The sequence below is a fragment of the Paenibacillus sp. 19GGS1-52 genome (assembly GCF_022369515.1).
Taxonomy (GTDB): Bacteria; Bacillota; Bacilli; order Paenibacillales; family Paenibacillaceae; genus Paenibacillus_AQ.
The window spans coordinates 1,025,639-1,045,592 of record NZ_CP059724.1; the positions used below are offsets into that span (position 1 = coordinate 1,025,639).

Below are 19,954 nucleotides of genomic sequence, written 5' to 3' on the forward strand. Positions count from 1 at the left end.
AATGGCACAAACGCTCCAAATCAAACGTGGAACTACAGCAGAGCTTTCAACCTACGGGGTTCTGAAAGCGGGCGAGCTTGGGTTCTGCACAGATTCTAAGGAAGTTTATATCGGTGATGGGTTGTCCAACTCCATGGTTGGCCGGGCTCTTTCCGGGCCAGAGGCTTCGCGTCCAGTAGCTGGAGCAGTGGGGCGTTTATATTATGTGACCAGCGGGACGAACGGCGGGTATCTGTATACAGACGACGGATCAGTTTGGAGACGGGTAAATACGCAGAAGCTGAGCGACCTGACAGGCACGGTAGATGATATTGCCGATGGCTCCACCTTTGCGAAAGTGCTGAAGGCGGATATTAGTGCGGGACATATCAACAAGGTGTCGGATGGCACCAATGTGAAGACGGCCGCTGAGATTAAAGTCCATATTGACGATGTTGCCAAGCATCGGTCGATCAATGATACGGGAGCCGCTATTACAGATCTATGGTCCGCACAGAAAATTAGGAATGAGATCGAATTGGCCAAGCATAACTTAGAGCCGCAAGCCTCAGTAAAAGATCAGAACCTGACAGCCCCACCGACCAGTCCAGTGGAGAGTGATCGTTATATTATACCGACGGGAGCTACCGGCGCCTGGTCAGGAAAAACAAATCAGATCGCGGAATACCAAACCTCCGCTTGGGTGTATTATATCCCAACTGTAGGCTGGACCGTCTATGTGGATGACGAGCAGAAGATCTACAGCTGGAATGGCAGCGCATGGGTCCGTACTGGGGGAGCTCTGCAGACTATTACGGCTGGGAACGGCCTGACTGGAGGCGGCCAAGCCGATACTGTGACACTGAGTATTGGCACGGGATACGGCATTAACGTAACAGCAGACGCTATTGCAGTTACTGCCAGCAAAGGGATTATCGTAGATGCGGCAGGAGTAGCTGTAAATGTGGATGGCAGCAGCATTATTTATGACGCTGCAAATGGTAATAAGCTGATGGTAGCCAGTATAGACGGCGGCACATTCTAGGGGGCGAAGATAATGGCTCTAAAGACATTAATTCAAATTCGTCGCGGGCTCGAAAGTGCATTGGGGACGCTTGCTGTCGGTGAGATGGGCTATTGTACAGATACAAGCAAGCTGTATATCGGGAACAGCAGCGGTAATATGCTGCTAGTGTCGGTGCAAGGTGTCGGCGATATGATCAAGAGTATTTATGACACGAATAACAACGGCAAGGTGGATTATGCACAAGCAGCGGACAGCGTGTCTTGGGCGGGAGTGGATGGCAAGCCGACGGTATTTCCTGCAGCGGCGCACACACATCCTGATTATTTGAGTAAAGGTCCGCTGACATGGAATCAACTCAAGGGGGTGTAACGAGTGAGTTATAGTTATTCTTTATACAGCTCCTTACTTTACTCAGCAGAGACGAACACTGCCGATCCGGGAGCAACTGAGGCATTGGATCTTATGCACTATCTGCCTGACTATTATCAGGGTATTCAGGAAATGGAGGAGCTGCAGGCAATACTCGGCACTGAGATCGGTGGTCTACAAACAGGTGCAATAGATGTACTGAATCAGGCATTTGTGGAAACGGCTACGTGGAGTCTTGGACGCTGGGAACTGGAGCTAGGCTTAAGCAGTGATCCCTCGAAGTCGCCAGTCAGTCGCCGGGAGATGATTAAAGCGAAGCTGCGGGGAAGCGGGACGACAACGCCGGAAATGATCCAGCGGACCGCATCGGCTTTTTCCGGAGGGGATGTAGAGGTTATCGAAGTCCCGGGAAAGTACAACTTTGAGATACGTTTTGTCGGAACTCTGGGCATCCCGCCGAACATGGCGGGACTGATTCAGATCATCGAAGAGATTAAGCCGGCGCATCTAGCCTATGAGTTTGTGTATAGCTATACCTGGTGGGCTACGCTCCAATTGATTCATTGGAATACTGCCCATGCTAAGACATGGAATGAATTAAGAACCTATAAATAGGAGAGTGAGATAATGCAAACAACAGGAAATTTGGGACTAAAGAAGCCAGAAGGAACAGATATTGTAGATATTACAGATTTAAACGGCAATATGGATATCCTGGATAGTTCCGTGAATGGAAAAGTGGATAAGATAGCGGGAAAACAGCTGTCCACAAACGATTACACTACAGCTGAAAAAACAAAGCTAACGGGGATTGCACCGGGTGCGAACAATTACACGCACCCGAATCACATCGGGGATGTAACCAGCGCTGGAGATGGCGTAACAGCTATAGCCGCCGGGGTTATTGTGGACGCTGATGTGAATGCGGCAGCAGGTATTGCTGCAACTAAGATCGGAACAGGTGTGGTATCCAACGCCGAATTTGGTTATCTGGATGGTGTGACAAGTGGAATTCAGGCGCAGCTCGCGGCGCGGCCGTTGCTGATAACTACGCCGCAGCAGACGACTGCGGCACTAACGTACTATGTGCGGACGGATGGGAACGACAGTAATACGGGGCTGGCGAATACGGCGGGTGGGGCTTTTAAGACAATAGGTAAAGTCATCGGTATGATTCCCCAGATTGTTAATCATGCCGTAATTATTAATATTTCAGCTGGGACTTATAATGAAAATGTTCTCATTTCTGGAATCATTGGTGGCGGTTATATTGATTTTGTTGGTACAAATGTTATTGTATTGTCATTTCAAGCAATGAGATGTAATCGCATCATCGTTCGAAATATAACAGCAACATCTACAATTTCTTCAGGTTTTGCGGCTTATGATGGTGGTTTTATATCAATATTAAGTTGCTCTTGTGTTGCAACAAGTACAAATGCTATAGGATTTGATATTCAAGCCCAGAGAGCCGATATTTCAACAAGCGTTGCGTCAAATCGTAGCATAGGTATATACGGGGTTGACGCAAATATCCAATTAACAAATAATTCTGGAACTGGAAATACCAGTGGTATAGTTGGTGGTTTGGGTGCTGTATTTACAAAATCCGGCACGCAGCCGACAGGTACAACGCCAGAGGCAGTATATGCTGCTATTATTACCAACGGGGTTATTAATCCATGGGGAGATAATACACAGAATTCACGCCCTGCTTCTAGAGCCTACGCATCAGGAACTGTTTCACAAGCGTTATCAACAGCGGTATGGACAAAGGTACAGTTTCCGCAAGAAAATATGGATATGCTAGGGAATTACGACCCTTCACTCCACCGTTTCACAGCACTACAAGCTGGCATATACCAAATAAATGCCACTGTAACTTTTTTGAATCCGACAGCAAATGCGGCCTGTGAATCATATTTATATATCAATGGTGGGGGATATAGACGGCTGGCCTATAGCCCTGCAAGTTCTGTCAGTAAGAGCATAGCGGTGTCGGGTTCTGCATCTGTTTTTCTCTATAAGGGTGACATTGTAGAAATATACGCAGTCTGTGAGAGTGCTTGCAACTTGTCTCAGGGTGTGGATAGTAACTTTGAGATTGTCAGAATAGCATAGGAGGAAAATAAAGATGAATATAGCACTATCAATCATGCATCTATACCCTGACTCTGACCCGATGAAAGACTTCATCGTACAAGACGATTCGGACGGTAACGGCCCCTACATCGCACTTTGGAATCTGGACAAGCCCCAACCAACTGAGTCCGAATTGCTGACAGCATGGGAAGCCTACCTGGAAGTGGAAGCCAACAAGCCTCCGGTGCTGACGGAGATCGAGCAGGTTCGGGAAGAGCTGGCACAGACAAAACTTGCTCTTACTGACAATTATGAGCAACTGTTGGCCACTCAGGATGAAGCTACCAGCGCGCAACTAGCTTTAACAGAAATGTACGAATGGGTTCTTACAAGGACTGGGGGTGAGGAGTAATGCCGAAGATTTATGCGAGCTTGATCCGTAAAGGACTAAAGACGATAGAAGAGGTTCCTACTGTAATCCGTGAGGAAGTTAAGTTGCTATTGGTTGATGTTCATAACTAACAACACCCATGGAGGTGTTTTGATTTTGCCCTCGGGATTGCCCGAGGGCTATTTTTGTCTTAGAGAAGGGGGGGAGCGATATGGATGAAAAGGGTCACATCGGAATAGCTGTAACTGCCGCAGTGGGGGCTGCTGTGTGGTACCTATTTGGAGGATGGACCATTATGCTACAGGCATTGCTTATTTTAGTATTCGTGGATTGGGTAACAGGTTGGGCGGCTGCATGGATACACGGGGAATTGCGGAGCATGAAAGGATTCATTGGAGTAGCCAAGAAGGTATCTATTTTTGTTTTTGTTACAGTAGCCCATGTCATTGATGCTGTGCTTGGAGATATGCACTACTTGCGTGATACAGTAGTGTTTTTTTATTTGGCTAATGAACTATTAAGTATCATTGAGAACGCTGGGAAAATGGGGGTGCCGATGCCTCCGATTTTTAAAGATGCATTGGCTCTACTTGAGAGTAAATCAGGCACTAAGCAGGAGAAGGGAGGCACTAATGATGTTAACGATGAACCAAGTGAAAAATAAATCAACCCCGCATTTACTCAATTTACATCCCGTAGTACTAATCGCTGCTACGTTGCTAATAGAACGCTGTTATAAGCGTGGGGTCCCGATTCTCATTACCCAAGGGCTGCGCACAATGACTGATCAGGATGCATTATACGCACAAGGTCGCACGAAGACCGGTTCAATTGTAACCAATGCTCGTGGGGGCTATAGCTACCACAATTATGGACTGGCTATAGATTTTGCTCTGCTACTGCCCGATGGGAAAAGCGTTTCATGGGACATGTGCCGGGATGGAAATGGGGACCTATATGCAGACTGGCAAGAGGTGGTGCGTGAGGGGAAGGCTGTGGGTTTGGAATGGGGAGGAGATTGGACCCGCTTCAAGGATTACTCGCATTTTCAACTGACGTTTGGACTAACAATTACACAGCTACGAGCTGGGTTTAGACCCTCTGCCTCTGCAGTAGAAGCAGCGAATAGGATCATCAATCAGAAGGAGGAGGACCCGGAAGTGGAGAAGGAGGTCATCGCAATTGTAAAAATTAATGGGGTTAAGATAGTGGATGGATTTCTGGATAATGGCATAACTTATGTGCCGGTACGCATCCTTGCAGAAGCACTGGGAGCACAGGTAGGCTACGACTCTACAACTAAAACGGTCGAGATTACAGCGCGAGCCAAGTAGGAATGCAGTAAGAGTCAAACGTATCTTTCGAAGTAGTTGAGCTGGATAAGTAGGTGAATAATTTCAGGGGCTTTTCTAAAGGTCTTGATTGGCCTAAGGAAAAAGCCCTATTTTACTCTAAATGAAGAATTCCCACTATATTTACGGGGTGTAATGCAGATATTAACTTTTTCAGCGATTTGTTTTAACATACATAGAATTTTTCAATGCTATCGTTTAGTTATTAGGCGGGGAGTGTTGAATGTGAATCTAAATTTAATTAAACTGCAGATCGTGGAGCTGCTGAATAAACATAAGAAAATAACGGCAGTGGCCGATGAACTCGGACTAAAGCAGCCTACGGTTACATATCACCTGAAGAATCTGGAGCAGCAGTTGGGTGGGAAATTATTTGAATCCAGAATGGACAAAATGATTCTGACGGAGAGCGGTAGAGCGTTTCTTCATTATGCAGTCAAGATTAATGCCCTCGCCGCAGAGGCGGAGCGGGTCGTTAAGGAATTTAGTAACGCAGGACGGGGAACACTTAAGATTGGTGCTAGTTATGTACCCGCTACTTATATCCTCCCAAGAATATTGAGCCAGTTTGGGGAACAGCATTCAGGGGTAACTATCTCTTTATCCGTTAAGTCGTCTCCTATCATTAAAGAGATGCTGGTGAGTCATGAGATTGATCTTGGTATTTTATCTACAGAATCCTTTTATCTGCCTAATCTGCATAATCAGGCGCTCTGCGAGGATGAGCTTGTGTTGGTGTTTGCTCCCAGTCATGAATTCGCTGCCCTCTCTGAACTCAGTCCGTTGAGTATTGCTTCGGCAAACTTCATTCTGCACGAAAAGGAATCAAGCACGCGCCAAATGACAGATAAATGGTTCGAGCAATGTACATTACAGCCAAAAGCCCCAATTCTGCTGGATTCTCTCGAGGCTATTAAACAAACCCTGCTGAGCGGGAAGCATGTCTCCTTCATTTCAAAACTGGCTGTAGAGGATGAAGTAGATAGGGGGATACTAATGATGAGGAACATTCCGGACTATAACTTCCACAGGCATATTTTTTATTCCTATAACCGTGATCGGCATTACTCTCCTTTAATTGGACTGTTTATAGATTTACTCCGCACATTTCGCCTGTAACTACATAAATAGTCTATTATGGAAGCTAGATAGCTAACAGACGTCGTTAAATATTTTTGACTGTATAAATACTCAAATAGGTGTATAATCTTAATTGCTGTAGCGCTTTACAGTGTAATATAGTTGGAGATTTCCGAGCGGTTTTATTGTATGATATGAGGAAAGCTTCAAATAGACAATGCTAAAAACATTGATCCGGAAGAGGATGGGGGGAGCAGAATGACCGAACTTACGACTACCGTTAGCAAAAGCAACTCCAACAATCTGCTGCGGCGGGACGTACGGTTCCTGGGGAATATTTTGGGCGAGGTCTTGGTTCACCAAGGTGGTAACGAACTGCTGGAGATTGTGGAGAAAATCCGCGAGACTAGTAAATCATTACGCTCATTGTTTTTGCCTGAACTGCACAGTGAATTTAAGGAGTTAATCAGTTCTCTGGACCCAGAGAATCGTCATCAGGTGATACGAGCATTCGCCATTTATTTTCAATTGGTGAATATTGCCGAACAGAATCACCGGATTCGCCGCAAACGTGACTATGAACGTTCAGCGGGGGAGACAGTACAGCCTGGTTCGATCGAAAGCGCGATTCAGGAACTCCGGGAACGTGACTTCTCCCAGGAGGATGTGCGTGAGATTATTAAAGGCATGTCGCTGGAGCTAGTTATGACGGCTCATCCAACAGAAGCCATGCGCCGAGCTATTCTTGATATTCATAAGCGGATAGCTGACGATGTGACGGGCCTCGATAACCCAACCTTAACCTTCCGGGAACGTGAGCAACTTCGGGAGAAGCTACTTAATGAAGTAATTACATTATGGCAAACGGATGAGCTTCGTGACCGCAAGCCTACGGTTCTAGATGAAGTTCGTAATGGAATGTATTATTTCCATGAGACGATCTTCCATGTTTTGCCGGATGTTTACCAAGAACTTGAACGATGTTTAAGTAAATATTATCCTGGGCAGAACTGGCATGTGCCAACCTATCTACGCTTTGGATCATGGATTGGCGGCGACCGTGACGGTAACCCTTCCGTAACTTCTTCCGTAACTCTGGAGACGCTCCGTATGCAACGTAAGCTGGCTATCCGAGAATATCAGCGTATCATGCGTGAATTGATGCAGTACCTAAGCTTTAGCACAAGTATTGTAAATGTAACACCGGAGCTGCTCGAATCCATTGAACTGAACCGGGGCATTCTCAATATCGATAAGGGTAAAATGTGGCATAATGACAATGAACCCTACCGAATTAAGCTTAGTTATATGATCGCCAAGACGCAGAACGTGCTGGATGATGAGAAAAAAGGCACGCTGGAGCGCTATGCATCACCTGAGGAGTTTATTGATGATTTGAATGTTATCGACCGCAGTCTCCGGCATCATTATGCCGATTATGTGGCCGACACTTATATAAAGAAGCTAATCCGTCAAGTAGAGCTGTTCGGTTTCCATACCGCAACCCTTGATGTTCGCCAGCACAGTCAGGAGCATGAAAATGCGATGACAGAGATTTTGGAGAAAATGAATATCACACCGGATTACTCCAAGCTGACAGAGAAGGAAAAGGTCGATCTTCTGGAGAATTTGCTTAATGATCCGCGGCCTTTAACTTCACCTTATCAGGCTTATAGCGAGAGTACGGAGGAGTGTCTGGGAGTGTACCGGACAATATTCAAGGCTCAGGATGAATATGGAAAACAATGTATTACGAGTTATCTCATTAGTATGGCTGAGGCTGCCAGTGACATTCTTGAGGTTATGGTATTCTCCAAAGAGGTTGGTTTATTCCGCAAGGATAACGATGGTACAGTCGTTTGCACCCTGCAGGCTGTGCCGCTCTTTGAAACTATTGAGGATCTACATGAAGCCCCGCAAATCATGCATACGCTGCTTAGTCTGCCTATCTACCGTGATGCAGTAAGAGCGATGAACGATCTGCAAGAAATTATGCTTGGCTATTCGGACAGTAATAAAGATGGCGGTGTGGTGACTGCTAACTGGGAGCTTCGTGTTGCTCTGCAGCAAATTACAGCTACAGCTGACGAGTTTGGCATCAAGCTGAAGTTCTTCCATGGACGCGGCGGAGCGCTTGGACGTGGTGGCATGCCGCTGAACCGCAGCATCTTGGCCCAGCCAGCTTCAACCATTGGTGGAGGCATTAAGATTACCGAACAGGGTGAGGTTATTTCCTCCCGTTATTCGATGCAGGGTATTGCCTATCGCAGTTTGGAACAGGCTACTTCAGCACTTGTGACGGCAGCAATTAATGCCAGAACGCCACAAACGGATCTGTATGAAGCCAAGTGGGATGAGATTGTCGCCAACATTTCCGAAGTCTCACTGAACAAATATCAGGATTTGATCTTCCGTGATCCGGACTTCCTCACCTACTTCAAAGAATCAACGCCACTGCCTGAGGTCGGAGAGCTGAATATTGGCTCACGTCCTTCCAAACGGAAGAACAGTGATCGTTTTGAGGATCTACGGGCTATTCCATGGGTATTTGCTTGGACGCAGAGCCGCTATTTGCTACCGGCTTGGTATGCCGCTGGAACAGGGCTGCAAAGCTTCTACCAGGGTAAGGAAGAGAATATGAAGATCATGCAGCATATGTATGAGAGCTTCTCCTTCTTCACTACTCTGATTGATACCCTGCAAATGGCTATTGCCAAAGCGGATTTAGTAATCGCTAAGGAATATGCCAGTATGGGTAAGAATGAAGAAGCACGTCTGCGGATCTTTGGACAGATTGAAGAGGAATTCAAGCTGACTTCAGAGCTGATTCTCAAAATTACTAGACAGCAGGATATTCTGGATAACGTACCTGTTATTCAGGAGTCGATCCGGCTGCGCAATCCGTACGTCGATCCGCTGAGCTATCTACAAGTTCAATTGCTATCCGAGCTTAGAGAACTGCGCGACGGTGACGGTGACGACCCAGATCTGCTGCGTGAGGTACTGCTTACAATTAACGGAATTGCTGCCGGCCTTCGGAATACGGGCTGATGTCCTGACCAAATAACCTATACCACAACCGTCCGCCCGAATTGGGCGGACGGTTGTTTGTATGTTGATGGATTTTGGCACATGATACTTAGAAGTAAATTAAATTGTATAGAAGGTAACAATACATGCCTTGATTTTTGCACAAACTTGAATTACGATTTAAGTGCTTGTTCTATGGATATTTTGTAAATGCTGGAATACCAAGGGCGGCAAGTCTGGGGGAGTTAACAGGTGGAGAATCCGGAAGGCAGATTGACAAAGCTCGCCTTGAAAGGCGACCAAAGGGCATTTGCCGAGCTTGTGGAACTATATAAAGACAAAATATATCATTTAGCTTACCGAATGCTGAACAACCGCCATGAGGCGGAGGACATTGTTCAGGAGACCTTTTTGCGTGTATATAGAAACTTGGATCGTTATGATGATAAACAGAAGTTCTCAACATGGATATATCGGATTGGCACAAATCTTTGTATCGATAGGTTGCGCAAGCGGAAACCAACTTTTTCTCTGGATGCCGAAATGAACGACCAGGAGGGCGTTGATGGCTATTCACTGATTCCAAGCGATAATGTGACGCCTGAGACGGAATTACTTCTCTCCGAGACACAGAGACTGATCTATGAGGCCATCGACAGCCTACCTGTTAAATATAGGTCGGTAATGATTCTGAGGTATCTACAGGATTTGTCGCTTCAGGAGATTAGTGACGTGATGGATATACCTGTAACAACGATTAAGACCCGTGTACATCGCGGTCGTGAATTTTTGCGCAAAAAATTAGGCCCCAAAATGTAAAAATAGATTTATTTTTGTGAAACGTCTTCCTAACAATGGCGTATGTAAGTTAAGCAAGTCTTATGTACCTGTCACTTTGTCTTAGGATAATTAAATAGCACTCATGAAAGGATTGGCTCCTATGGAATGCAAACTGGCCGTCTCTATGATGCATGATTACTTGGATGACGACTTGCCCGGACAGCAGCAGAGAGAATTGAAGGAGCATCTTCTATCCTGTACAGATTGCCGTGTGAAGTTCAAAGAATTGGAACAGACCGATATGCTGATGTTCTCCCTGATGCACCACAATCCTGTGGCCTCAGAGGATCTTGTAGACCGGATTATGAATTCAATACCGAAATCCAAGAAAGAAAGAGGCTTTGTCACCTGGATAAAGAGACATCCTGCGCTTACAGCAGCGTCCCTATTTCTTGTTGTCATGCTGATGAGCACAGTTACTCTTGGAAATTCGGACAGACAGCTAGTAGTCAGGGGTTCCGATCTTGATCAGGTCGTCATCAAAGGAGATACGGTTATTGTACCTTCCGGCAAAGTCATTTCTGGTGATCTTACGGTGGAGAACGGCAAAACTCAGGTATTCGGGGAAGTAAACGGCAATGTAACAGTCATCGACGGTTCTCTATATCAAGCATCAACGGCTCATATTTCCGGGCAAGTCAAAAGCATAGACCAAGCGGTAAGCTGGATCTGGTATAAAGTGACAAATATGTTCTCTGAAGTCGCCTACCGTTAATGAATGTCGGTTGCTTTAAGCAGGAATATCCTTTGCGCCTCTTTTTCCGGAAAGATGGCGCTTTTTTATGTCTGAAATGGCATATTTTATAAATGAGATTTGTGCTAAACTTGCAACCTAAGCGGGAACGTTATAACCTAGGTATAATACAGAGCTAACAGATATTTTACATAAACCCAGCTTATTATGAAATGACGGGGGTTTTAGGCAATGAGTTATTTTACAGACTTAACATGGAAAGAGTCCATTAAAGATATAATCGATATCCTGATCGTCAGCTATATTATTTATAAAGTGCTCAACATGGTGCGTGGTACCCGTGCAGTTCAGCTGCTGAAGGGTATTCTGGTGCTGGTTGTTATTTGGGCACTTAGCACCCTCTTAGATTTGTACACACTGAAATGGCTAATGAATCAGATGTTTACGTTTGGAGTGCTGGCGGTATTTATTATTTTTCAGCCGGAAATGCGAAGGGGGCTGGAGCAGCTGGGTCGAGGGAAGTTTTTCGGACGAGCTGTGGAGAATGATGAGGAAATTGGGAAGTTAATTGGCGAAGTTATTAAAGCTGTGAATTATTTAGCACAGCGAAAAATAGGGGCGTTAATTGTATTCGAGAGAGCCACGGGGCTTAATGAATATACAGAATCCGGTATCCCTATGCGTTCTTTGGTCAGCTCCGAGCTGCTGATTAATATTTTCATACCAAATACCCCTCTGCATGATGGGGCCCTTATTATGCAGGGTAACCAGATTGCGGCTGCCGCCTGTTATTTACCGCTATCGGAGAACCCATTTATCAGCAAAGAGCTGGGGACTCGGCATCGTGCGGCTATCGGGATTAGTGAAGTGGCAGATTCCGTGTCTGTGATTGTATCAGAGGAGACTGGACAGATTTCGCTGGCCATTAATGGTCAGATCGTGAGAGATATTAAAGAAGAATCGCTGATTTCCAAGCTGTATCAAGAGTTGCGTTCGAATTCTCCATTAAAGGATAAAAGTTCTGCTTTCTGGAAACGGAAGGGGGACAAGAACAATGGATAAGTGGATGAAGAACAACAATTTCAATAAAATCCTTGCACTTGCGTTCGGAATTATGCTCTGGGCCATGGTTCATGTCGATACCGCACCTGTTTCGCAGACGACAGTAAGTACGCAAACGAAGATTATTGAGAACGTGAAAATCAATGTTAGCGGCTTTGATGAAGATAAGTATGTTATGGATATGGATGTGGATAGCGTAAGAATGGAAGTTCAGGGCAAGCGCTCGGATATCACCTATAAAGTATCGGATGCTTATGAGGTGACGCTTGACCTAAGTGATATTCAACCGGGGGATACGACACTTCCGCTGCAGTATTCGCTACCTAAGGGTGTAGAACTTGTCAGAATGACACCTGAAGAAGTGAACGTGCATGTAGAACTGCGGAATACGAAATCTTTTCCGATAACGATGATTACTAAAGGTAAACCTGCGGATGGATATCAGCTCGGTACTCCTGTCCTTCAGCCGGTAGGTACGGCCGAGGTTACCCTTGCTGCCAGCGAACTGAGTAAAGTGGCGAAGGTGCAAGGAACAATCGAGCTGGATGGCGAAAGTGATACATTCAAAGAAAATAAAATGAAACTGTATGCCTACGACAGCAGTGGCAATGAAATTCCAAATGCAGTAATCGAGCCTTCAAGCGTATCTGTCGAAATACCGATAACCTTACCATTCAAAAGCTTGCCGCTGGAAATTGGCTATACGGGTCAGCTTCCGGATGCGCTGGTATTATCCAGAGTCACTCCGGAAATTGAGACGATCGTAGTGTATGGGCAGAAGGACGTTTTGGCAGCCTTATCTTCATATGAAGCTACAATTGATCTTAGTTCTATTGATGCCGCTGGAACAGTACAGCTAAAGGCGGAGCTAAAGCCTCCGGCCGGTATTGAGAAGATTGAGCCTGCAACGGTGAATGTAACGGTATCCACTTCTAAGATAGCAGAGCGGACTATTGAAGGCATTCCAATTAAACTGCAGGGTGTAAGCAGAGGACTAGAGGCGGTTATCACTACTCCTGAGAGCAAAGCAATTACACTTACGTTAGCTGGGGCGCCGACTTTATTGGACCAGCTGGATCAGGACAGTATTGGTGTAGTTGCTGATGTTAGCGGCCTTGCCGCTGGGATTCACGAAGTGGCTCTGCAGGTATCTCTGCCCCGGTTCATCGCACTTGGCAATTCTAGTGAACGTCTAACTGTGACTGTGCAAGTGCAATCACCAGCAACTCCAGTTCCCTCGAAAGCACCGGAAACGGGGAGTGGAGTCACTCCGGAGCCAAGCGCTGAACCTGCCGTAGGCAGTGGAGACGTTACAGAGGCGCCGACGCATAGCACTGGAGCTGTTGAAACGACAGCGCCGACCCCGAGCCCAGTTCAGTCTGATAGCGCTGGTGGGAACAGTGGAACAGCTAGCGGTAATGAGATTACAGGGAACGCCGCAAGTACAGGCGGAACGTAACTTTTTGGATAATTTCACGTCTATTTATGTGTTCTATTTGCACATAGAGCAGGTATTAAACCATACAATAATTCATTAAGCTAAAGCAGCATAATCAAAGGAGAAAAGACATGGGTAAGTATTTTGGAACTGACGGCGTGCGTGGAGTCGCAAACCGGGAATTGACTGCAGAAATGGCCTATAATATTGGCCGCTGTGGTGGATATGTACTAGCGGGTGACCTAGAGAAGCCCAAAGTAGTAATTGGAATGGACACACGTATCTCCGGCCCAATGCTGGAATCGGCACTTGTAGCTGGTCTGCTGTCTATTGGGGCAGATGTTATCCGTCTGGGAGTGGTAACTACACCTGCAGTTGCTTATATTACAAGACTATTGAAGGCTGATGCGGGAGTGATGATCTCAGCTTCGCATAATCCGGTTGAAGATAATGGTATTAAGTTCTTTGGCGGGGATGGCTTCAAGCTAACCGATGAAACTGAGCTTCGCATTGAAGAACTGATGGATGCTGAGATCGATGAACTGCCTCGTCCTATAGGCTCAGGGTTAGGAATACTGGCAGTTGATAATGATGCTAAGTATCTATATCTGGAATATTTAAAGACAACAATAACTCAAAGCTTCAAAGGCTTCAAAATCGTATTGGACTGTGCTCACGGTGCAGCTTACGAGCTTGCACCACGTTTGTTCAGAGAACTGGGCGCAGAGGTTATTGCCATTGGTTCAGAGCCCAATGGGCTGAACATTAATGACGGATTCGGCTCCACACATCCGGCTACATTGCGTGCGGAAGTATTGCGACACGGGGCAGATTTAGGACTTGCTTTTGACGGAGATGCCGATCGCCTGATTGCTATTGATGAAACGGGAGAAGAGGTCGATGGAGACTTTATCCTCTGTATTTGCGGAGACGCAATGAATCGTGCAGGCAAGCTTAAGGACGGTACGATTGTTTCGACCGTAATGAGCAATATTGGATTCTACAAGGCAACTGAGAAATTATCGCTTAACACGGCCAAAACAGCAGTTGGTGATCGGTACGTCATGGAAGAAATGCGCCGTGGCGGTTATAACCTGGGTGGAGAGCAATCTGGACATGTTATTTTCCTCGATTACAACACAACTGGAGACGGTATTCTGACGGCTATTCAACTGGTAGATACCATGAAGGCTTCAGGAAAGAAGCTAAGTGTACTGAAATCCATGATGACGAAATACCCACAGGTGCTAGTGAATGTTCGTGTGCTAGATAAGACTAACTATCCGAACAATGTGGCTATTGAAGCGGCAATTAATGAAGTTGAAGGTAAACTAGGCGACAATGGCCGAGTGTTGGTGCGTCCGTCGGGTACAGAACCACTGATCCGCGTAATGGCAGAAGGTCCTGACAAGGCCGAATTGGATCTATATGTAAGTCAGATTGTAGATGTAGTACAGCGTGAGCTGGTATAACTGCATATCTTCGTAAAGATTTTTGGCTGGTGAGTGGAGTGCTTTTGCTTCGCTGCACCGGCTCTTTAAATATATTCCTGAGGCACAGCATTGCCAAAGCAATGTAAGGTGCATATAATAGACTAAGTGTCATTCCAGAAGGAAAGCGGGGATTGTGAGGTTAGCATACAAGCGCCAGAGCTTGGTTTTGCGCGGGGGAGATGTGTTTGCCATTGTATGCCTAATATAGGCGAGGCAGGCACAAATCACGGCAGAACGTAAGTTGACGAGGTGGGGGTGTTCGAAATGTTCGGCGGGGACCTCCCGGTGATGCACCAGAGCCGTAAATGGAAGCGGAAAATGGAAGGGCGACCTTTCACACAACGCTTGTGTGGGTGCAATATAGAAATGTATGATTCGAGGGTATGTGCATCGGAAGGAAACATTGTAGTTCTGCCACGGTAGAGAAGAAGGCTGGACTTCATGAATATAAGATGACAGTTTATTTTGTTGAGCCATAGCTTGCAACAGAATATTTTCTTTTTCTCAAAAACATGCCGTGAGGTACGTTTCTTTCCGTATGCCGCCCACATTACGATAAATTGGACGGAGGAAAATAGTATGTGTGGTATTGTAGGATATATTGGTAATCAGAATTCGCAGGGTATCTTGGTTGAGGGTCTGAAGAAGTTGGAGTATCGTGGGTACGATTCCGCTGGTATTGCTGTATTTACCAAAGACGGACTGCAAATCGTAAAGGCACAGGGACGTCTGGTGAACTTGGAAACGAAGCTGGAAACCCATCCTCTTACAGGCAGTGCAGGAATTGGACATACACGCTGGGCTACGCACGGCAAACCTTCTGATGAGAATTCACATCCTCATACGGATGATAGCCAGAAATTCTCGGTAGTTCATAATGGTATTGTCGAAAACTACCTGGATCTCAAAGAAGAACTGATTGCTGGTGGATGCCACTTCACATCTGAAACGGATACTGAGGTTATTTCTCACCTGATCGCCCGTGAATATGATGGAGACATCGTAAAAGCTGTTCAAAAGGCAATTACTTTCATGCGCGGTGCGTTTGCACTGGGTGTTCTTACAGAATTGGAACCAGATAAATTGGTAGCAGTACGTCAGGCCAGTCCGCTGATTATCGGTCTTGGCGAAGGAGAAAACTTTATCGGGTCAGATATTCCTGCTCTGCTTGAATATACCCGTAACGTATATATTTTGAACGACGGCGAAATGGCTGTATTGACACGGGATGCTGTCGAATTGATGACGATTGAAGGCAACTTTATTTCTCGGGAAATGATTACTGTCGATTGGGATGCAGTTACCGCAGAAAAAGGCGGCTACGAGCATTTCATGTTGAAAGAAATCCATGAGCAGCCTAAGGCTTACCGCGATACAATGCGCGGCCGCATCAACGCTGAAGGAAACAAGGTTATTTTGCCTGAGCTTAATCTGACTGCTGAACAAATCAAAAATATCCGCAATATTCAGATCGTCGCTTGTGGTACTGCTTATAACGCAGGCCTTGTAGGACGTAACCTGATCGAGTCATTAGTACGTATTCCTGTCGAGAATGACATCGCCTCAGAATACCGTTACCGTTCACCTATCGTGACACCAGAAACTCTAGTGATCGTGGTCAGCCAATCCGGCGAAACTGCAGATACTCTGGCTGCTCTGCGTGAAGGTCAAGCGAATGGTGCGCATGTACTGGCCATCACCAACGTGGTAGGTAGCTCCATTGCTCGTGAAGCTAATGATGTATTGGTAACATTAGCTGGACCGGAAATTGCTGTAGCTTCGACTAAAGCTTATACTTCACAGCTGATCGTGTTCACTCTGTTGGGTCTATACATGGCTGAAATACGTGGTACGCAGTCTGAGGCACAGGTTGCTGAAATTCTGGCAGCGATGCAATCATTGCCTGAGCAAGTGGAAGAAGTTCTGACACAAAAAGAAGCCATTAAGAACTATGCAGAAGAAATTTCCAAGCATGAACACTTATTCTTCATCGGCCGCGGCGTAGATTATGCTGTAGCTCAAGAAGGTTCGCTGAAGCTGAAAGAGATCTCTTATATTCACTCCGAAGCTTATGCTGCAGGAGAGTTGAAACATGGTACGTTGGCTCTGATCCAAGAGGGTGTTCCGGTTATTGCCATGGCTACTCAGGAGTCCGTCCTTGAGAAAACCGTCAGCAACATCAAAGAAGTGAAAGCCCGCGGCGCGGACGTTATGGCTATCACGCACCAAGAGCATGTAACTGACCTGCTCAGATCGGTCGATCAAGTATTTGTTATCCCGAAAACCCTGCCGCTACTGACACCTGCTCTGTCCGTAGTAACCCTGCAATTGCTGGCGTATTACGCCTCGCTGGCTTTGGGCCATGATGTGGATAAACCACGGAATTTGGCGAAGAGTGTAACTGTGGAGTAGGTCTGTTATAACATTTAAACAATATTGAATGCGTTAAAAATTGTTTGTAACTGAAAAATAAATATTGTAACTGCTAAATAAAAACTGTAACTGAGTAATAAATTCTGTAACCAAATAGGCATTAATAAGAGGATAACCAAAGATTAATCGGTTGTCCTCTTTTTTTAAAGGGAGATAGCTACATGGCAGAGACCATTGGCCAGAAGATAAAAAAAGTAAGAATAGAGAAAAATTTGAATCAAATTGGGTTCTCATCAGAGCTTGGTGACTGATTACAATAAAGTGTTGTTCTGAACAATAAAGTGCAATTCTGACGAAAATTATTACAATAATGTACAGTTCTGATGAAGTTAGAAGATAAAGAAGTATTAAACTGAATAATAATAAGGTCTATCTGTTGGAGTATTCGAGGATGCTCCCCCATTAACACGATGGCTCCAGTAGCGTACTTATACCGGTTGAGTTGAATTGTTTACATCCAGCCCTGAACTGAGGAGCCAGCAAAAATTCCTCGGTTTATCTTGTCCGTATAGATCATGTAGGTGTGATCAAGTGCACTACTTTCGTCCAAAACCTGTAGTTGTTCCTTAGTGAGTTCAATGTCCAGAGATGCCAGATTATCTTGGAGCTGCTCCAGTTTACTCGCTCCCAGTATAAGCGAGCTTATACCAGGCTGGGCAGAAGCCCAAGCGAGTGCAACCTGTGCCATAGGTCGATTAACTTCTGCCGACACTGTCCGTAAAGCAGAGAGTGTATTCCAGTTTTCTCCTGTAATCTTTTGAAAACGATTGTTGCCACCCTTCAATGTGTCGAGCCGGCCTTCTCCAGCAACATTTTCACCCTCAAGCTGATATTTTCCAGCAAGTAAACCACCGGCTAGCGGGCTCCATGAGCAGACTCCAAGTCCACATTCTTTAGCAGCGGGCAGATGCTCACGTTCACAGCTGCGCTCTACTAGTGAATACTCAAGTTGAAGAGCGATTGGACCTGGAATGTTGTGTGCCGTTGCTAAGACGCTTCCTTTGGTAACGTACCATGCGGGCAAGTTTGAAAAGCCGAAGTAACGAATCTTTCCAGCGCGCACTAAATCACCTAGCGTTTGCAACACTTCTTCGATAGGTGTCACAAGATCCCAAACATGAAGCCAATATAGGTCAATATAATCGGTGCGTAATCGCCGAAGTGAACCTTCGAGTGCTCGATAAATGTTCTTGCGGCCATTGCCACCGCTGTTCACGTTTATTGGGTCTCCTCCTTGAAAGCCAAACTTGCTCGCAATTACAAGCTGATCACGTAAGCCACGGTCAGCAATATAACTGCCAAGCAGTTCTTCGCTTCGCCCCTTTGCATACACATCCGAGGTGTCGATGAAGTTACCACCTGAATGGATATATTCGTCAAATATAGCCTCGGATACATCATCTGGTGATCCCCATCGTGCATTACCAAAAGTCATGGTTCCCAAAGCGAGTGGACTTACAATTAAACCTGAGCGCCCTAAGGTGCGGAAGTTATTGGATTGACTCATGATTTACTTCCTCTATATGATCCAAAGCTACGAATGCTTTCTATTTGCTTAGCTCGTGCTTGGCTCCAATTATCTATCATCCAACCAGGATATTCAGCAGGAATCTGACTCACTTGATCGAGAATTTGTAGCTCTTCATCAGATAGTAGTACCTCAACAGCACCAATATTGTCGTTCAATTGCTCCAATCTTTTAGCTCCGATTATCACACTTGTAACGCGTGGTTGATGTAAGAGCCATGCAATAGCGAGCTGTGCCACTGTGACTTGCTTCTGCTCTGCCATCTCAATCAACACATCGATGATATTATAAGCACGCTCCATATTTACTGGTGGAAACGCCATTGCAGCTCTGCGACTTCCTTCTTCAGCTTTCTGCTCGCGAACAAACTTTCCACTCAATAGTCCTCCAGCTAAGGGACTCCATACCAATAGTCCAAGGTCTTCGCTTGTTAGCATGGGAATTATTTCGCGTTCTAGATCTCGGCCAGCTACAGTGTAGTAAGCTTGAAGTGATGCAAATTTTTCAAATCCATGTAAGCTGGAAATGCCAAGAGCTTTAGTAATTTGCCAAGCAGCCCAATTCGAAACGCCGATATATCGCACGTATCCTTGGTGGACTAAATCATTCAAAGCCCCAATAGTTTCCTCAATTGGAGTTGCAGGATCAAAGCCATGTAGTTGATATAAATCGATATAATCTAATTGCAGCCGTGCCAGGCTAGCTTTTACACCGTCCATAATATGACCGCGTGAAGAACCTCTTATATTCGGTCCTGAACCTACAACTTCACCAAATACCTTGGTCGCAACGACGATTTCATCCCGCTTAATCCCTAAATTCTTTAACGCCTGTCCGGTAATCCGCTCTGAATTGCCCTCAGAGTAAGTATCAGCAGTATCAATAAAGTTAATTCCTGCTTCAAACGCACGAGCCACTAGCGCATCTGCTTCTGCTTGCTGCACGTTACCCATGACGCTATAGGCCCCGTCACCGCCAAAAGTCATTGTGCCTAAGCAAAGCTCCGAGACGAATAGCCCTGTAGATCCTAATTTATTATAATGCATTATTATCATCCTCTTTCTTTTGTCTTTCATGGCAAATAATATATCATCAGATATATACAAAGTAAACAAAAATATGAATTTCGTATAGTTTGTATTATAATATTATGGAT

At 45.6% G+C, this 19,954-nt stretch carries 18 protein-coding genes; 16 read left to right on the plus strand and 2 right to left on the minus strand.

The window, feature by feature from the left end; all coding sequences use genetic code 11:
* Position 1: 1 nt before the first annotated feature.
* From H1230_RS04745 to glmS, 16 genes are all read left to right on the plus strand, one after another.
* The gene (locus H1230_RS04745) at positions 2-1,024 is read left to right on the plus strand and encodes a DUF2793 domain-containing protein (RefSeq protein WP_239714435.1); all 1,023 of its coding nucleotides are present in this window, start codon (positions 2-4) and stop codon (positions 1,022-1,024) included.
* A gap of 12 nt (positions 1,025-1,036) precedes the next feature.
* A complete protein-coding gene (locus H1230_RS04750; protein WP_239714436.1) occupies positions 1,037-1,375 on the plus strand; it encodes a hyaluronate lyase N-terminal domain-containing protein in 339 nt (112 codons plus the stop codon).
* A gap of 3 nt (positions 1,376-1,378) precedes the next feature.
* The gene (locus tag H1230_RS04755; protein ID WP_239714437.1) at positions 1,379-1,990 is read left to right on the plus strand and encodes a putative phage tail protein; all 612 of its coding nucleotides are present in this window, start codon (positions 1,379-1,381) and stop codon (positions 1,988-1,990) included.
* Between the two features lie 12 nt (positions 1,991-2,002).
* Complete coding sequence (locus tag H1230_RS04760; protein WP_239714438.1) at positions 2,003-3,496, plus strand: hypothetical protein; 1,494 nt, start codon at positions 2,003-2,005, stop codon at positions 3,494-3,496.
* A 13-nt stretch (positions 3,497-3,509) separates the two neighbouring features.
* A complete protein-coding gene (locus H1230_RS04765; RefSeq protein WP_239714439.1) occupies positions 3,510-3,869 on the plus strand; it encodes an XkdW family protein in 360 nt (119 codons plus the stop codon).
* Positions 3,869-3,979: a CD1375 family protein gene (locus H1230_RS04770; protein WP_239714440.1), complete on the plus strand. Its 111-nt coding sequence runs from the start codon at positions 3,869-3,871 to the stop codon at positions 3,977-3,979. Before H1230_RS04765 ends, H1230_RS04770 begins: the two co-directional genes overlap by 1 nt.
* An 80-nt stretch (positions 3,980-4,059) precedes the next feature.
* Positions 4,060-4,512: a phage holin family protein gene (locus H1230_RS04775; protein ID WP_239714441.1), complete on the plus strand. Its 453-nt coding sequence runs from the start codon at positions 4,060-4,062 to the stop codon at positions 4,510-4,512.
* Positions 4,481-5,182, plus strand: a complete 702-nt coding sequence (locus tag H1230_RS04780; RefSeq protein ID WP_239714442.1) for a M15 family metallopeptidase — start codon at positions 4,481-4,483, stop codon at positions 5,180-5,182. Before H1230_RS04775 ends, H1230_RS04780 begins: the two co-directional genes overlap by 32 nt.
* Before the next feature lie 243 nt (positions 5,183-5,425).
* The gene (locus tag H1230_RS04785; protein ID WP_239714443.1) at positions 5,426-6,319 is read left to right on the plus strand and encodes a LysR family transcriptional regulator; all 894 of its coding nucleotides are present in this window, start codon (positions 5,426-5,428) and stop codon (positions 6,317-6,319) included.
* A 219-nt stretch (positions 6,320-6,538) separates the two neighbouring features.
* Positions 6,539-9,331, plus strand: a complete 2,793-nt coding sequence (gene ppc, locus H1230_RS04790; RefSeq protein WP_239714444.1) for a phosphoenolpyruvate carboxylase — start codon at positions 6,539-6,541, stop codon at positions 9,329-9,331.
* 231 nt (positions 9,332-9,562) lie between these two features.
* Positions 9,563-10,129, plus strand: a complete 567-nt coding sequence (gene sigW, locus H1230_RS04795) for an RNA polymerase sigma factor SigW (protein ID WP_239714445.1) — start codon at positions 9,563-9,565, stop codon at positions 10,127-10,129.
* Positions 10,130-10,250: 121 nt separating this feature from the next.
* Positions 10,251-10,865, plus strand: a complete 615-nt coding sequence (locus H1230_RS04800) for a zf-HC2 domain-containing protein (RefSeq protein WP_154122543.1) — start codon at positions 10,251-10,253, stop codon at positions 10,863-10,865.
* Between the two features lie 210 nt (positions 10,866-11,075).
* Positions 11,076-11,906, plus strand: coding sequence for a diadenylate cyclase CdaA (cdaA, locus tag H1230_RS04805; RefSeq protein ID WP_239714446.1), 831 nt, complete (start codon positions 11,076-11,078; stop codon positions 11,904-11,906).
* A complete protein-coding gene (locus H1230_RS04810) occupies positions 11,899-13,365 on the plus strand; it encodes a CdaR family protein (RefSeq protein ID WP_239714447.1) in 1,467 nt (488 codons plus the stop codon). Before cdaA ends, H1230_RS04810 begins: the two co-directional genes overlap by 8 nt.
* A 110-nt stretch (positions 13,366-13,475) precedes the next feature.
* Positions 13,476-14,816, plus strand: coding sequence for a phosphoglucosamine mutase (glmM, locus tag H1230_RS04815; RefSeq protein ID WP_239714448.1), 1,341 nt, complete (start codon positions 13,476-13,478; stop codon positions 14,814-14,816).
* Positions 14,817-15,416: 600 nt separating this feature from the next.
* Positions 15,417-17,249 carry a glutamine--fructose-6-phosphate transaminase (isomerizing) gene (gene glmS, locus H1230_RS04820; RefSeq protein WP_239714449.1) on the plus strand — a complete coding sequence of 611 codons (1,833 nt, stop codon included), beginning with the start codon at positions 15,417-15,419 and terminating at the stop codon, positions 17,247-17,249.
* A 472-nt stretch (positions 17,250-17,721) separates the two neighbouring features.
* Here the strand turns inward: glmS and H1230_RS04825 are convergent, their stop codons facing one another.
* The gene (locus H1230_RS04825; protein WP_239714450.1) at positions 17,722-18,777 is read right to left on the minus strand and encodes an aldo/keto reductase; all 1,056 of its coding nucleotides are present in this window, start codon (positions 18,775-18,777) and stop codon (positions 17,722-17,724) included.
* A complete protein-coding gene (locus H1230_RS04830) occupies positions 18,774-19,844 on the minus strand; it encodes an aldo/keto reductase (protein ID WP_239714451.1) in 1,071 nt (356 codons plus the stop codon). Before H1230_RS04830 ends, H1230_RS04825 begins: the two co-directional genes overlap by 4 nt.
* Positions 19,845-19,954 lie beyond the last annotated feature (110 nt).

Bases quoted from the DNA above. Each gene is read 5' to 3' on its own strand.
- H1230_RS04745 (WP_239714435.1), top strand. From the start codon at position 2: ATGGCACAAACGCTCCAAATCAAACGTGGAACTACAGCAGAGCTTTCA.
- H1230_RS04750 (WP_239714436.1), top strand. From the start codon at position 1,037: ATGGCTCTAAAGACATTAATTCAAATTCGTCGCGGGCTCGAAAGTGCA.
- H1230_RS04760 (WP_239714438.1), top strand. From the start codon at position 2,003: ATGCAAACAACAGGAAATTTGGGACTAAAGAAGCCAGAAGGAACAGAT.
- H1230_RS04765 (WP_239714439.1), top strand. From the start codon at position 3,510: ATGAATATAGCACTATCAATCATGCATCTATACCCTGACTCTGACCCG.
- H1230_RS04770 (WP_239714440.1), top strand. From the start codon at position 3,869: ATGCCGAAGATTTATGCGAGCTTGATCCGTAAAGGACTAAAGACGATA.
- H1230_RS04775 (WP_239714441.1), top strand. From the start codon at position 4,060: ATGGATGAAAAGGGTCACATCGGAATAGCTGTAACTGCCGCAGTGGGG.
- H1230_RS04780 (WP_239714442.1), top strand. From the start codon at position 4,481: ATGATGTTAACGATGAACCAAGTGAAAAATAAATCAACCCCGCATTTA.
- ppc (WP_239714444.1), top strand. From the start codon at position 6,539: ATGACCGAACTTACGACTACCGTTAGCAAAAGCAACTCCAACAATCTG.
- H1230_RS04800 (WP_154122543.1), top strand. From the start codon at position 10,251: ATGGAATGCAAACTGGCCGTCTCTATGATGCATGATTACTTGGATGAC.
- cdaA (WP_239714446.1), top strand. From the start codon at position 11,076: ATGAGTTATTTTACAGACTTAACATGGAAAGAGTCCATTAAAGATATA.
- H1230_RS04810 (WP_239714447.1), top strand. From the start codon at position 11,899: ATGGATAAGTGGATGAAGAACAACAATTTCAATAAAATCCTTGCACTT.
- glmM (WP_239714448.1), top strand. From the start codon at position 13,476: ATGGGTAAGTATTTTGGAACTGACGGCGTGCGTGGAGTCGCAAACCGG.
- glmS (WP_239714449.1), top strand. From the start codon at position 15,417: ATGTGTGGTATTGTAGGATATATTGGTAATCAGAATTCGCAGGGTATC.
- H1230_RS04825 (WP_239714450.1), bottom strand. From the start codon at position 18,777: ATGAGTCAATCCAATAACTTCCGCACCTTAGGGCGCTCAGGTTTAATT.
- H1230_RS04830 (WP_239714451.1), bottom strand. From the start codon at position 19,844: ATGCATTATAATAAATTAGGATCTACAGGGCTATTCGTCTCGGAGCTT.